The sequence below is a fragment of the Actinorectispora metalli genome (genome assembly GCF_056323685.1).
The window spans coordinates 1,398,020-1,412,897 of the sequence record NZ_JBREYE010000002.1 but is presented as its reverse complement, the minus strand read 5'-3'; the positions used below and the strand labels follow the sequence as shown (position 1 = coordinate 1,412,897).

At 69.0% G+C, this 14,878-nt stretch carries 8 protein-coding genes; 5 read left to right on the top strand and 3 right to left on the bottom strand.

From position 1 onward, the window contains the following. Positions 1–127: 127 nt before the first annotated feature. Positions 128–3,931, bottom strand: coding sequence for an nSTAND1 domain-containing NTPase (locus ACU6XJ_RS26865; RefSeq protein WP_476317530.1), 3,804 nt, complete (start codon positions 3,929–3,931; stop codon positions 128–130). Between the two features lie 151 nt (positions 3,932–4,082). On the opposite strand from ACU6XJ_RS26865, the gene ACU6XJ_RS26860 reads away from it, so the two are divergent. The 4 genes from ACU6XJ_RS26860 to ACU6XJ_RS26845 all read left to right on the top strand — a co-directional run bounded on the left by ACU6XJ_RS26860 (position 4,083) and on the right by ACU6XJ_RS26845 (position 8,249). Then, positions 4,083–5,069 carry a LysM peptidoglycan-binding domain-containing protein gene (locus ACU6XJ_RS26860; RefSeq protein ID WP_476317527.1) on the top strand — a complete coding sequence of 329 codons (987 nt, stop codon included), beginning with the start codon at positions 4,083–4,085 and terminating at the stop codon, positions 5,067–5,069. 110 nt (positions 5,070–5,179) lie between these two features. Further along, entirely contained in the window at positions 5,180–6,637 is a 1,458-nt protein-coding gene (locus ACU6XJ_RS26855; protein WP_476317524.1) for an FAD-dependent monooxygenase, read from the top strand. Between the two features lie 5 nt (positions 6,638–6,642). Continuing rightward, positions 6,643–7,257, top strand: coding sequence for a TetR/AcrR family transcriptional regulator (locus tag ACU6XJ_RS26850; RefSeq protein WP_476317521.1), 615 nt, complete (start codon positions 6,643–6,645; stop codon positions 7,255–7,257). 17 nt (positions 7,258–7,274) lie between these two features. Beyond that, entirely contained in the window at positions 7,275–8,249 is a 975-nt protein-coding gene (locus ACU6XJ_RS26845; RefSeq protein ID WP_476317518.1) for an isopenicillin N synthase family dioxygenase, read from the top strand. 107 nt (positions 8,250–8,356) lie between these two features. Here the strand turns inward: ACU6XJ_RS26845 and ACU6XJ_RS26840 are convergent, their stop codons facing one another. Next, positions 8,357–9,604: a PucR-like N-terminal domain-containing protein gene (locus ACU6XJ_RS26840; protein WP_476317515.1), complete on the bottom strand. Its 1,248-nt coding sequence runs from the start codon at positions 9,602–9,604 to the stop codon at positions 8,357–8,359. Positions 9,605–10,153: 549 nt separating this feature from the next. Here ACU6XJ_RS26840 and ACU6XJ_RS26835 point away from each other — a divergent pair. After that, complete coding sequence (locus ACU6XJ_RS26835) at positions 10,154–13,615, top strand: DUF4082 domain-containing protein (RefSeq protein WP_476317512.1); 3,462 nt, start codon at positions 10,154–10,156, stop codon at positions 13,613–13,615. Positions 13,616–13,677: 62 nt separating this feature from the next. Here the strand turns inward: ACU6XJ_RS26835 and ACU6XJ_RS26830 are convergent, their stop codons facing one another. Continuing rightward, complete coding sequence (locus ACU6XJ_RS26830; RefSeq protein ID WP_476317509.1) at positions 13,678–14,802, bottom strand: agmatine deiminase family protein; 1,125 nt, start codon at positions 14,800–14,802, stop codon at positions 13,678–13,680. Positions 14,803–14,878 lie beyond the last annotated feature (76 nt).

Here is a 14,878-nt window from a genome sequence, read left to right as displayed (position 1 = left end):
CGTGCGCCGAACGGCACTGCAACGTTTGGGTGGAGCGAAGTCGTCAGGACCGTTCGTCGCAGGTCCTCGAAAGCCTGCCGTGGGGGTCGACGGGCCGCCCGCCGGATCGCGGGCGGCCCGCCTGCGATCATCGACAGGGGGGTCGGTAGGGCAGGCCGGGGAAATGCTGACCCCAGTCCTGGAGCGAGATGGCGCGTTGGCTGACCTGGCAGATCCGGGCGGCGACCTGGTCGAGGTTCGTCTCCCACGTCCGCACGGTGTAGTCGTTGCTCGCGCTGGCCAGGGTGTGGCCATCGGGGCTGAACATCACCGAGGGAACGTCCGAGGTGTGCCCGGTGAAGTTCGCCAGCACCTCGGGGTTGGCGGGATCGGCGATGTCCCACAGGCGGACCACGCGGTCCGCACTGCCGGTGGCCAGTTGCCTGCCGTGGGGCCCGAAGGACACCGAGTAGACGACCTCCGGGTAGCCCGCGAGCATCCCCACCTGGCGGGGGTTGCGGATATCGCTGATGTCGAGCAGGCGCACCGACTTCTGGTTGACCACCGTGGCGAGCAGCTTCCCATCCGGGCTGAACGGCCTGGCGGGAAACACATCAGTGCCGCTGTACGGGAAATCGATCTGCGTCGGCTTGCGGGGGTCGCTGACATCCCACAGCAGGGACTTGGTGTCGAGTCCGGCGGTGGTGGCCAGCATCTTGCCGTCCGGGCTGAACGCCACCGCCCACAGCTGGTGCTCGTGACCGCGCAGGCGCGCCAACTCCACGGGTGCGGCCGGGTTGGACACGTCCCACAGCACGGCATGGCGGAAACTGCCGGTCGCCAGCAGCCTGCTGTCGGGGCTGAACACCGCGGACACCAGTTGGTAGGCCTCGTTGTGGCTGACCGTGGCGAGATGTCGCGGCTGTCGGGGATCGGACACGTCGTAGAGGTACGCCCTGCCATCGTCGGAGGACGCGGCCAGCAGCCTGCCGTCGCTGCTCAGCGCCACCGACCGGACGAAGTTGGTCGGTTCGGTGAGTGTCGCGAGTGGACGCCGGTACCTGGGGTCGGAGACATCCCACAGCCGCACGGCGTGGTCCCAACTACCGCTGGCCAGCATCCTGCCGTCGGGGCTGAACACGGCGGAGCTCACCACGTCGTGGTGGCCGAACAACGGCATTTCGCGGAGGTCCTGCAACCGGGCTCCCCTGCCGCTCGTCGCGGCGATGGTGTTGCCATCGGGGCTGTAGGCCACCGTGTAGACCCCGCCGGGGAAGCTGGTCAGGCCACGGGCGTGCGGCGGATCGGTGACGTCCCAGAGCCGCACCTTGCCGCCACCGTTGGAGGCCAAGGTCCGACCGTCCGGGCTGAACGCCACCGACCACACCAGCGCGTTGTGGCCGGACAGCTTGGCGACGCCCTGCGGCCGCGCCGGGTTCGTGACGTCCCACAGCCGAACATCGTGATCCCAACTCGCGGTGGCCACGGTGTGCCCGTCCGGACTTAGGGTGGCCGCCACCACGACTCCACTGTGGCCGGTCATCGTGCTCAGCGGCCGGGGCTGCCCGGAACCCGCCGATTCCCCGAGATCCCACAGCTGCGCCGTGTGCCCGCCCGAGGTGAGCAACGTTCTGCCGTCCCGGCTGAACTCGACGGAGTTGACGACGTCGTCATGGGCCGGGACCGTCCACAGCGGACGGGGAACGCGCGGATCGGAGAGATCCCAGCCGCTCAGCGACTTGTCCCCGTTGCCGGTGATCGCCGTGCGCCCGTCCGGCGCCCACACGACCGCGCCGACCGTGGAGGTGCTGTTGGTGAAGGTGGACAGCCGCTCGGGACGGGACGGATCGGTGAGATCCCACAGCATGGCTCTGGTGTCCCCGACGGTGGCCAGCAACCGGCCGTCGGGGGAGAACGTGACCGCCTTCTGGTTCTCCGGCAGGTGCAGCGTGGTCAGCTCCCGCGGATTGTGCACATCGCTGACATCCCACAGCTTCGTGGTGCGGTCCCAGCTCGCGGTGGCCAGCAGCGGCCGCTTCGGGTTGTACGCCAGCGACGGCACATCACTGGTGTGCCCGCCGAGCAGGGTGCCGTAGGGCTCGGCGAACGAGGACAGCAGACGGTCCCTGGTTTCGGGCAGCGGAGCCAGCCGGTAGGCGGCCAGCCCGAGTTGCAGCGACAGCTCCGGATTCGTGTCCCGCAGCGCCGCGGCCTGGTCCGCCGCCTTGCGGGCGATGGCGACGTTGCGCTCGTCGGCGACCGTCCGCCGCGAGTGCACCGCGTAGGCCACCGACCCCGCCGCCACCAGCAGCAGCGTGGTGAGCAGCACGACCACCTGCCGCAGCCGCCGCGCCCTGCCCCTGGCGGCGGCCTGCTCCCTCGCCTCGCCCGACAGGCTGGCCGCGAGGAACCGCTGCTCGCGTGGGGTCAACGCGGTTCGGTTGACCGCGACCCAGTCCCTGGCCAGCGCCAGCCGAACACCCCGGTACAGGGTGCCGGAGTCCTCATCCAGCGCCTCCCACGCATCGGTGGCCTCGGTGAGCTGGCGGTGCAGCCGCAGCCCCTCCCGATCGTCGGACAGCCAGTCCCGCAGCCGCGGCCAGCACCGGATCAACGCCTCGTGGGTGATCTCCACGCTGCCGTGGTCCAGCGTGACCAGCCTGGCGCGGCCAAGCTTCTCCAAGACCGCGCCGGTGGCCGGGTTGTCGAGGTCCAGGCTCTCGGTATTGATCCGGCGTTTGGTGTCCTCGGTGCCCTCGCCGAGCGCGGTGAGCCGCAGGAACACCTGCTGCGCCACGGCCTGGCCCGCGGCGTCCAGCCCGGTGTAGACGTCCTCCGCGCTGCGGGCGATGGCGTGCTGGATGCCGCCCGCCTCCTCGTAGCCCTCCACGGTGAGCCGGGTGCCCCGCCGCCTGCGCCAGGTCTCCAGCAGCGCGTGCGACACCAGCGGCAGCGCCGCGGGCTGCCCGGAGGCCTCGGCGATGAGCCGCGAGACCAACGCCGACTCGATCACGCAGCCTTCCATCACGGCGGGTTTGGTGATCGCCTGCCGCAGTTCCTCGGCGCTCATCGGACCGACCAGCACCTGGCCGTCCTGGAGCGCCTCGACCAACTCCGGGTACTGCCCGCAGTGGCCGTAGAAGTCGGCGCGTACGCCGAGCACGACGCGGACCCGGCTTGTGTCGCAGCCGGTGGCGGCGACGAGCGCCTCGACGAACCAGGTCCGTTCCCCTTCATCACCGCAAAGAGTGAAGACTTCCTCGAACTGGTCCACGACCAGCAGCAGGTCGGTGTCCTCCTGCCTGCCCACCAGCGCCTTGCGGATGTAGAGGTGCAGATTCGACGGGCTGTCCGCCAACTCCGCGCGCACCTCGGCCACCGGGCTGTCGGTCAGCACCGCCAGTTGCAGCGCGCATTCCTCCCGCGGCCGCGGGCCCGGCGTGATGACCATGGTCGGTTGGCGGCGTCCCAACCTGGCCACCAGGCCCGCCCTGAGCAGCGAGGACTTGCCGGAGCCCGAGGCGCCGAACACGCCGAGCAGCCGCTGCCCGCGCACCCGCTCCACAAGGTGGTCGACGAGTCGTTCCCGGCCGAAGAACCGGTCGGCGTCGCCGGTCTGGAACGCGTTCAGCCCGAGGTACGGCGGACGGCGATCGCCCGCCTCCACCTCGGGCATGCTGGCGAAGGCCAATTCGGCGGCCACCGCGTGCCACCGGCCACGCCATTCCTCCGAGTCGCCGCCGCAGGCGGTCACATAGGCCAGTGTCACGGCGAGGCTGGGCAGTTTGCGGCCGCCCGCGGCCTCGGAGAGCACCGTGACGGAGTAGTGGGCGGCGTTGCTGAGCTGTCGGTAGGTGGGCTTTCCGGCTTTTTCTCTGAGCAGCCTCAAGTCCGCCGCGAACGCCAACAGGGCACTGCCCTCCGACGCCAGCGGCCGTTCCGGTCGTGGCACCCCAATCCCCCTTTTATCCCCCGCGGACGCTCCCAAGTCCCCACTCGAACGTGCCCGCGGGCAGCAGGTTATACGGCTGTTGTTTGTCCGTCGTGTGCATTACGGAACCAAACAACCCATTCGCAGTAGACAGTGCGAACGGAGCTTGAGTGTGGCGACGGTCGACGAGGGGGAGACGATGGACTACCTGATCGACGTTTCCGGTCACAACGATGTCAGTGACTGGAACGCGGTCCGCGGCAACAACATCACCGGCAGCTGGGTCAAGCTGACCCAGGGCGACTACTTCCGCAACCCCAAGCGGGACGGACAGGTCGGCGGCGCCAGGGCGGCAGGCGTTGCGGTCGGCGGCTACCACTTCGCCGATCCGCGGATCTCCGTCCGGCTGAACGTCGCCTACTACCTGTCCGAGGCCCGGCGGCTGGGTCTGCTGGAGCCGTCCTCGCTGATGATGCTGCTCGATGTCGAGAACTCGCCTCGCGACAAGATCGCCTGGAACGCGCAGGGCGCGAACGCCTTCGTCTCCGAGTGGATCAGGGTGTATCGGGCGGAGACCGGGCTGGCGCCGGTCGACGTCTACGCCAACCGGTCCTTCTACCAGGACGTGCTGCGTCCCGACGAGTGGGCGGACGACTCGGTCACCCTGCACCTCGCCCTGTACAACGGCGACCCCGGCAACACCGGCGGCTTCCAGCACCGCAGGCTGGGGCTGCACCAGCACACCGACCAGGGCAAGGTGCCCGGCATCCCCGGCTTCGTGGACCGCAACGTCACCCTCAACGGCCGCGGCGTCGGCGGCCTGACCAACGGCAACGGCGGGGCGCCGACCCCGCCGCCCAGCCCGTCCTGGGTGGACTACACGGTGCGGCCGGGCGACACCCTGTCGGTGATCGCGCAGCGGCACCGCACCACCGTGGCCGAACTGGCCAGGATCAACAAGATCATCAACGCCAACCACATCCGCGTCGGTCAGGTCATCAGGGTGCCCGGCGGCCGGACCTACACGGTGCGGGTGGGCGACACGCTCTCCGGCATCGCCGCCGCCCACGGCACCAAGGTGCAGGCGATCCTGGCCGTCAACCCGCGCATCGCCAACCCCGACCGAATCGCCATCGGTCAGGTGCTGGTTCTGCCCTGAGTCACCTGTTCGCACGAATTCCGCCACTCTCCAGCAATATTCGCTACATCTGTAGCGCACCGGGTGTAGCTTATTCATGGAGCGATGAAAAAGACAAGATCGGAGGCAAGATGACCGACATCGGCACTGATGTGGACGTCGCGGTCGTCGGGGCGGGCCCCACCGGTCTGATGCTGGCCTGTGAGCTGGCGTTGGCGGGGGTGCGTTGCCGGGTGTACGAGCGGCGGGCGAAGGAACCGAACATCACCAGGGCGTTCGCGGTGCACGCGCGGACGCTGGAGCTTCTCGACGCACGGGGTCTCGGCGACGAACTCGTCCGGCACGGCGTCCAGATCCGGGAGGCACAGCCCATGCCCGGGGCCGTGCTGCCGCTCAACGAGTTGGACAGCCGGTACCCGATGGTGCTGATCGTCCCGCAGAGCGGCACCGAGAAGCTGCTGGAGGCCCGCGCCCGCGAACTGGGGGTGGAGATCGTCCGCGGGGCCGAGTTGGTCGGCTTCGACCAGGACGTCGATGGCGTATCACTGGGGGTCGCCATGGACGACGGCAGGCGGATCGATCGCGCGTCCTACCTCATGGGCTGCGATGGGGCGCATAGCGCGGTGCGCGGGCTGGCGGGCGTGGAGTTCATCGGCAAGCAGTACGCCACGCACATCATGCTGGCCGATGTGCAGCTGAGGTCGGCCCCGGACGAAACCCTGTTCGCCCGTAACAGCCCGGACGGTGTGGTGTTGATCGTGCCCTTCGGCGACTCCTGGTTTCGGGCCATCGCCTGGGACCGGCGGCGGGAGGACGTGCCGCTGGACACTCCCATTACCAGGGCCGAACTGGCGGACGCCTTCGACCGGATCGCGGGGGAGGACTTCGGCATGGGCGAGCCGCGCTGGATGTCGCGGTTCCTCAGCGAACGCCGCCAGGCCGAAAGCTACCGGGTGGGACGGGTGTTCCTGGCGGGCGACGCGGCACATGTGCACTCGCCGATCGGCGGCCAGGGCATGAACACCGGCATCCAGGACGCGGTGAACCTGGGCTGGAAGCTGGCCGCCGTGTTGCACGGCTGGGCGGGGGACGACCTGCTGGACAGCTACGAGGAGGAGCGCCACCCGGTCGGAGCGGCGGTGCTGCGCATGACCGACGCGTTGAACGACATCGTGCTGGGCAGGTCGTGGCTGCGCCGGAAGCTGCGCGGGCTGGCGATCCGCAGCATCGTCACCGTGCCCGCGGCGCGCAAGGTGCTCACCGGCCGGATGACCGGTCTCGGTATCGCCTACCCCGGCCAGGGCAAGGCAGGGCAGCGCATGCCCGATGTGCGGACCGACCGGGGACGGCTCTACGAGCTGCTGCATGCGGGCAAGTTCGTCCTGCTCGGAGTCGCCCCGCGGCTGGCGGAGCAGTGGTCGACGCGGGTCACCACCGCGATCGTGGAGGCTGAAGAGGACGCGGGCGCGGTGCTGGTGCGGCCCGACGGCTATGTGGCCTGGGAGTCCCAACGCTGGTCGGAGGCCGAGGTGACCGAGGCGCTTCGGAACTGGTGCGGATCGCCGTCCTCGGCGGCCCTGTCAGGCTGATACCCATGCCGCCACCCAACCCGGCACGGCGCCGACAACTCGCCGACGCCGCGATCGAGGTACTTGCCCGCGACGGCTCGCGCGGCCTCACCCACCGTGCGGTGGACATCGAGGCCGTGCAGCCGCCGGGTACCACCTCCCGCTACTTCCGCACGCGGGAGGCGCTGCTGACCGGGGTGGTGGAGCGCGCCAAGGAGATCCAGCTGGCGGAGATGGCGGCAAACTCGGCGGAGGTCGTCGGCGCGGACGAACTGCCTGCCCAGTTGGGGAAGCTCGCCCGGCACATCCTGACGGTCGGCCGCTCGCGCCAGCAGGCTCTGCTGGAGCTGTTCCTGGAGGGCACCCGCCGCCCCGAGCTGCGGGCCACCCTCGCCGAGACCGCGGGCTGGATCATGGCGGCGGTCGAGCACATGTACGCGGCCGCGGGCGTGACCCTCGGGCCGCGGAAGGTCCAGCAGGTGTTCCTGTTCTTCAACGGCCTCGTCTTCACCCTGCTGACGCTGCCCATGGACGCGGTCGGCATGAGCTCCCTGGACGACGCCGAGGCCGCGGTCCAGGACTTCGCGACCCGCCTCGCCTGGCCGGACCGCGGTGACCTCGGCGAGGGTGGAAACCGATGACCAGCGCAGGAGGTTCGATGGACAAGCTACCGATCATCGACGTGAGCCCCTTCGCGTCCGGCCGCAGGTCCGGCCGCGACGGCGACGAGGTCGCCGCGTTGATCGACGAAACCTGCCGGGACATCGGGTTCTTCCTGATCACCGGCCACGGGCTGGACGATGACGTGAAGTCGGCGATGCTGGCCGCCGCCCGCGAGTTCTTCGCACTGCCGCAGGCGGACAAGCAGGCCATCGCGATCGACAAGTCGGCGGCGCACCGCGGCTATGTCGGCATGGAGACCGAGGTGCTCGACGGCTCCGCGGGCGACCTGAAGGAAACGCTGGACACCGGCGGCGAGCACGGCCCAGACCACCCCGAGGTGCTGGCGGGCACCCCGCTGTTCGGGCCCAACCAGCTACCGGACCTGCCGGGCTTCCGCGCGGCGCTGACGACCTACCGCATCCAGGCCATCGAGGCCGCCGAACGCGTCCAGCGCGCCATGGCCAGGGCGCTGGGCCTGCCGGACGACCACATCATCACGTTGCCCGGCGGCGAGACGATGTACCACCTGCGGCTGATCCACTATCCGCCGCAGGAGACGCTGAGCCCCGGCCCGGGCCAACTCGGCTGCGGCGCCCACACCGACTACGGCACCGTCACGGTGCTGGCCGATGACGGCATCGGCGGCCTCCAGGTGATGCGCCGCGACGGCACCTGGATCGACGTGGGGGTGCCCGCCGACGCGCTGGTGGTGAATCTCGGCGATCTGATGTCGATGTGGACCAACGACCGCTGGGTGTCCAACCCGCACCGGGTGGTTAATCCGCCCCACACGGACCGCTACTCGATCCCGCTGTTCGTCACCCCGCCCTTCCACGCCGAGATCCGCCCCCTGCCGAGTTGCCTCGCCCCCGGCGAAACCCCCCGCTACCCACCCCAGCAGTCGGGCCCATACCTGCTCTCCCGCTTCGACGCCACCCACAACTACCGCAACCCACTCCTCAACACCTGACCTGACCGCCGTGTCGGGTGCGCCTGGGACGGCGGAAGGTCCGTGAGTGCGCCTCGGGGGCGGCGTGCTCACGGACCTTCGTGGTGGGTCGGGGTCGTTGGGGGCGGTCAACCCGCCTGGTCGGCCTTGGTGCTGGCGAGCAGGCGCCGGGCGCGGAGGGTGATTTCCAGTTGCAGGCGGTGGTCGGGGTCGTTGAGGCGGTCGCCGAACAGCTCCTCAAGCTGGTGCATCCGGTAGCGGACCGTCTGGGGGTGGATCCCCAACAGTTTGCCGATCTCCGGGGCGCCGCCGCGGGTCTCCAGCCAGGCCAGCAGCGTCTCGGCCATCCGCTCGCGCTGCTTGACGGTCAGCCCGTTCAGCGGCTCGAGACAGCGTCCGGCCAGTTCGGCGACCAGGAACTCGTCGTTGAGCAGCCACAGCGTGGACAGGTGGTCCGCGCAGTCGGTGACCGGCAGGTCCGGCAGCACCCCGCGCTGCACCAGGCTGAGCGTGTGCCGGGCGCGGCGCAGCGAGACCAGGCCCTCCTGCAACGGCACGCTGGGGCCGATCACGGCACGCCAGCCCTGAAGCTTGTCGCCGAGGTCCCGGAGGTGATGCTCCGGCTTCGCGGTGACCAGGTAGGGCTCGGCGCCCTCCAGGTCCATCAGCACGTCGTCGTGCAGACTCGGCGTCGGAAGCTGGTGCTGGTTGTCACGCTGCTCCAGCGCCACGACTGTGATGCGCTCGGGCAGCTCCCACTGCGCACCTGCGGCAAGCTCCTCCAGCGTCTTGGCCGAGGCGGGCCTGCCGGACAGCAGCAGCTCCAGCAGCTTCTTGCGGCGGCGCTCGCGGGTGCCCGCGGCGCGGTTGCGGGCGTCGTTGTAGCCCTCCACCGCCAGCGCGGACAGCTCCTCGACGTAGGTGAAGATCGCCTCCGCGTAGGTGCACAGCAGGTCGGGGGAGGCTCCCGCGGTGCGCGCGAAGGCGGACAGGTGCCGCCAGGCGACCCGGCCGCCGATGCGGCAGGCGCTCTGCCAGGCGTCCATGGTGCGGCCCTCGCGGAACTCGACCTTGCCGAGTTCGCGGAAGAACGCCGCCCACTGCTCCTCGCGGGCGTTGCGGTTGCACGACTTCTCGATGGCGTGCAGGACGGCCTGCTCCACGGCCTGCACGACGGACTTTCCGTACTTGGTCTCCAGCGGCGCGGAGTAGGCGGGTACGGCCTGCTGGATCTCCGTGACCATGTCCCTGGCCATCCGGGCGACGTGCGGGCGGAATCGCAGCGCCAACTCGCGCGGCATGGAGCCGAAGCCCCTGACCTGGCCGCTCGGCGCGGTGGGTGCGACCTGCGGTTGCGGTCGTGTGCTCGTCAACATGGCGTCCTCCCCGTGGCAAGGTGCACTGAGGACAACGCGCAGGTCATCGGGCGGTCACGCTACGACCGCCACAGTTCACCCATTAGGGTTCTGGAACCCCCAAAAGCAAGACGGTGGTAACAGAGAGCGGGCACCGGAGTGCTCACGCGCATGACAAAGTCCGGTAAGCGTTTCCATCGAAAAAACTGCCCCGCCGATGCGGATTTGAAATCCCTCGCTTATCTAGAAGTCGCATTCTCGTAGGTACCGTCTGTGGCGAGGGTGCTTTATCGGGAGCATTGTGGGGGAATTTTTGCTTTCGTCGGGCGTCGGGGGCGCTACGTCCTGTTTGCCTGCATTCCCTTGACTGACAAGGGAAGCAAGAAACCTGCAAGACCGCTCGGTTGAAATTCCTCCAGGTAGTTGACTATGCGGCGCTGCGGCCGCCAGAAGCAGGAGGCGACGGTCTTGAATCCCATCGTGCTGGAAAACCAGAAGCCCGGGAATCCCCAGTCGGAATGGGAACTCGCGGCGGGTTCATCCACGAGTATCGAAGGCTTCGCCACCCGCATGAGCGTCAACCGGGGCACCACGGTCGAGTTCAAGATCGACTGCGGTGCGGCCAACTGGCGGATCGACATCTACCGGATGGGCTGGTACGGAGGCCTCGGTGCCCGCAAGGTGCACACGATGCAGCGCACCGGCACCTCGTTGCAGCCGCCTGCCATCTTCGATCCGGCCACCAAACTGCTCGACGCGGGAAACTGGCAGGTCACGGCCACCTGGGCGGTGCCGTCCGATGCCGTCTCCGGGGTCTACCTCGCCAAGCTGGTCCGGCAGGACGGGGTGGCGGGGGAGAGCCACATCCCGTTCATCGTGCGCGACGACGGCACCCCGCGGGACATCGTGTTCCAGACCGCGGACACCACCTGGCACGCCTACAACGGCTGGGGCGGCCCCAGCCTCTACGGCGACGGCAATCCCGACACCATCAACAACCGGGCGTTCAAGGTCAGCTACAACCGCCCGATCGTCACCCGCGACGGGGTCGGCACCGACTCGGGGCCGCAGGACTTCCTGTTCAGCGCCGAGTACCCGGCGATCCGCTGGCTGGAGCGCAACGGCTATGACGTCACCTATGTCTCGGGCGTCGACGTCGGCCCCGGCAACGCGACGCTGACCAACCACAAGGTTTACCTCTCCGTCGGCCACGACGAGTACTGGTCCGGCGACCAGCGCGCCAACGTAGAGGCCGCCCGCGACGCAGGCGTGCACCTGATGTTCCTCAGCGGCAACGAGGTCTACTGGAAGACCCGCTGGGAGGCCGACGTCAACGGCGTGCCCAACCGCACGCTGGTCTGCTACAAGGAGACCAGGGCAGGCGAGAAGATCGACCCCAGCCCGCAGTGGACCGGCACCTGGCGCGACCCCAGCTTCACCCCGCCGTCGGACGGCGGCCGCCCCGAGCAGACCCTGACCGGTCAGATCTTCCAGGTCGACTCGCACCGCAGCGACAGCATCAAGGTGCCCTTCGCCTACTCCCGGCTCCGGTTCTGGCGCAACACGCCGGTCGCGAACATTTCGTCCGGCTCGACGTACACCATGGTCAACGGCATGCTCGGCTACGAGTGGAACGAGTCCTCCCCGCATTTCCGGCCCGCGGGCCTGATCCACCTGTCGTCCACGACGATCGACGTGCTGAAGTACCTGGTGGACTACGGGCGGGCCACCGCGGCCTTCCCGGCCACCCACAAGATGAGCCTGTACCGCGCGCCCAGCGGCGCGCTGGTGTTCGGCGCGGGCACCGTGTTCTGGACCTTCGCCCTGGACATCAACCACGACTACTCCAACAGCGGGCCCGCCAACCCGACGCCGGAGGACCCGGTTACGCAGCAGGTGATGGTCAACCTGTTCGCCGATATGGGCGTGCAGCCGCTGACCCGGCAGCCGAACCTGGTCGTCGGCGCCGCCTCCACCGACACCACCCCACCCACCGCCTCGATCTCCGCGCCGCTCAACGGCTCCAATGCCCAGCAGCAGGAGAAGCTGACGATCACGGGCACCGCGAGCGACGTGGGCGGCCGGGTCGCCGCGGTGGAGGTCTCCACCGACGGCGGGACCACCTGGCGAATGGCCAACGGGACGACCAGTTGGAGCTACGACTGGTGGCCGCTGACCCCCGGCGACTACAACATCAAGGCCAGGGCCATCGACGACAGCCTCAACATCGGCAATCCCGGCGCGGGCGTCACCGTCACGGTGACCCCATCGACGCTGGTCAGCCTGTTCACACCCGCCGACGTCCCATTCACCGTCACCAGCTTCGACCTGAGCGCGGCGGAGGTCGGGGTCAAGTTCAAGGCCAACGTGCCGGGCCGGGTGCGCGGCGTGAAGTTCTACAAGAACAAGTTCAACACCGGCGCCCACAAGGCCCGGCTGTGGAACGCGGCAGGCGCCCTGCTCGCCGAGGCCAACTTCACCGGAGAGACCGCGAGCGGGTGGCAGCAGGTCAACTTCACCACCCCGGTGACGCTGACCGTCGGCCAGACCTATGTCGCGACCTACCACGCGCCATCGCACTACTCGGCAACGCAGATGTACTACGCCAACGAACGCACCGCCGGGGCGATCACCGCTTTGGCGGGCGCCAACGGCGTGTACCGCTACGGCGCGGGCGGGGTCTTCCCGACCGACACCTTCCAGTCCACCAACTACTGGGTGGACGTGGTCTTCGAGCGGACCGGTGGCGGCGGCACCACGCCGACCGCGACCAATGACAGCGGAATCGTCGTCGACCACAACACGACCCGCAACATCCCGGCCGCCACGCTGTTGGCCAACGACACCGACCCGAACGGCTTCCCGCTCAGCATCACGGGCGTGAGCAACCCCTCGGGTGGCACCGTGAGCTACAACGCGGGAACCCAGGTCGTGTCGTTCGTGCCGACCACGAACTACTCCGGGGCGGCGAGCTTCCAGTACTCGATCACCAACGGCCAGGGCGGCAACGCTTCGGCGACGGTCTCCCTCACGGTGAACCCGCCGCTGACCACACGCACCCTGTTCGCCCCGTCCGACGTCCCCGCGACGGTGACCGTCAACGACTCCACCGACGTCGAACTGGGCGTGAAATTCCGCTCCACGGTGGCTGGCAAGATCACCGGGGTCCGCTTCTACAAGGGGCCGCAGAACATCGGCACGCATGTGGCGAACCTGTGGTCCGCCTCGGGCAGCCTGCTGGCCTCGGCCACCTACACGAACGAGACGGCGAGCGGCTGGCAGTCGGTGAACTTCGCGTCGCCGGTGACGATGACCGCGAACACCACCTACATCGCCTCGTACCACAGCCTCGGTTTCTACTCGGCCAACTCGAACTTCTTCGCAGGCACCTTCACCAACGGCCCGCTACAGGCACCGTCAAGCGGTTCCGTCGGCGGCAACGGCGTCTTCGCCTACGGCGGGGCGGGGACGTTCCCGAACCAGACGTTCAACGCCACGAACTACTGGGTCGACCCGATCGTGCAGACCCCCACCGGAGTCACCACCCAGCAGCTGTTCACGGACAGCTCCACCCCTGCGACGATCACCGGTAACGACACCAACCCGGTCGAGTTGGGCATGAAGTTCCGGACCACCGTGGCCGGACTGGCCACCGCGGTCCGCTTCTACAAGGGGCCGCAGAACACCGGCACGCACGTCGCGCGCCTGTGGACGAGTTCCGGCACGCTGCTCGCCACCGCCACCTTCACGGGCGAGTCGGCCAGCGGATGGCAGACGGTGAACCTGTCGTCGCCGGTGTCCCTGACCGCCAACACCACCTATGTGGTGTCGTACCACACCGGTGGTACGCGGTACTCGGCCAGCGTCAACTTCTTCGGCGCCACCCACACCAGCGGGAACCTGTCGGCACCGTCCAGCGCGTCCAGCGGCGGGAACGGGGTCTTCACCTACGGCCCGTCGGGCAGCTTCCCCACCAACAGTTTCGATGCCAGCAACTACTGGGTGGACGTGATCGTCCAGTACACGGCCTGACCGGTTCCGGGGCCGCCCGCGCGGGCGGCCCCGGCCTCAGTCGAGCTTGGGCACAGAGCGGCTTAGACGGCGGGCTGCTGCTGGGTCGCGCAGTGGATGCCGCCGCCGCCGTGGGCCATCGACGTGATGTCCACCTGCACGATCCGCCGTCCCGGGTACAGGTCCCGCAGGATGCCCGAGGCCCGGTCGTCGGCGGGGTTGTCGCCGAACTTCGGTGCGATCACGCCGCCGTTGCAGACGTAGTAGTTCACATAGGACGCCAGGAAGTTCTCGTCCTCCACATCGGGCTCCGCCGAGGGCAGTTCGACGATCTTCAGCTTCCGCCCGCGGGCGTCCGTTTCGGATTGCAGGATGCGCCTGGCCTCGTCCGCGCTGCGGCTCCACACATCCGGCTCGCTGCCCGCGGGTGCCTTGTCCAGCACGACAACGCCGGGCCGGGCGAAGCGGGCCAGCGAGTCCACGTGGGCGTCGGTGATGTCCTGGCCGCGCACCCCCGGGAACCAGATCACCTTCTCCAGCCCGAACAGCTGCTTCAGCGACTGCTCGACCCGCTCCTTGGACCAACCCGGATTGCGGTTGTCGTTGACCAGTGAGCTCTCCGTGGCCAACAGGGTGCCCTCACCGTCGACCTCCAGGCAGCCACCCTCGCCGACCAGCGGCGCCGGGATGCGCTTGATGCCGTAGTGGTCCAGCACCCGCTGGGCGAGCCTGGCGTCCTCACCGTGGTCCTGCGCCTTGTTGCCCCAGGCGTTGAAGTTCAGGTCGACGCCCGCCAGCCCGTCGGGGCCGAGCACGAACGTGGGTCCGGTATCGCGCGCCCACAGGTCGTCGGTGGCGATCGGCACCACCTCGGCCGCGCCGCCGGTCGCGGCTTTGGCCTGCTCCAGGTGCCGCGGTGCGGCACAGAGCACTACCGGCTCGAACTCGGCGATGGCCTTGGCGATGGCGGCGACATCGCGCTGGACGCCGGGCAGGAAGTCCTCGCCCCACACCGAGGTCCGCACCGGCCAGCACATGAGCGTCCGCTCGTGGCGCTGCGACTCCTCGGGCATCCGGTACCCGCCCGGCGCGCCTGCTGTGCTCATCCCCGGCTGCTCCTTCAGCTCGTTCCCGCACGCCGGCGCGGCGCCGAGGAGCGCCAGCGCCCCACCTGCCCGTAACAGCTGCCTGCGCGAGTACCCGCTCATCAGAGCCTCCCTTGTCGTTACCCCGCAGACGCTAGCTCCGTACTGAAAATTTAGTCAAATCAGTTCAGTGTTGAAC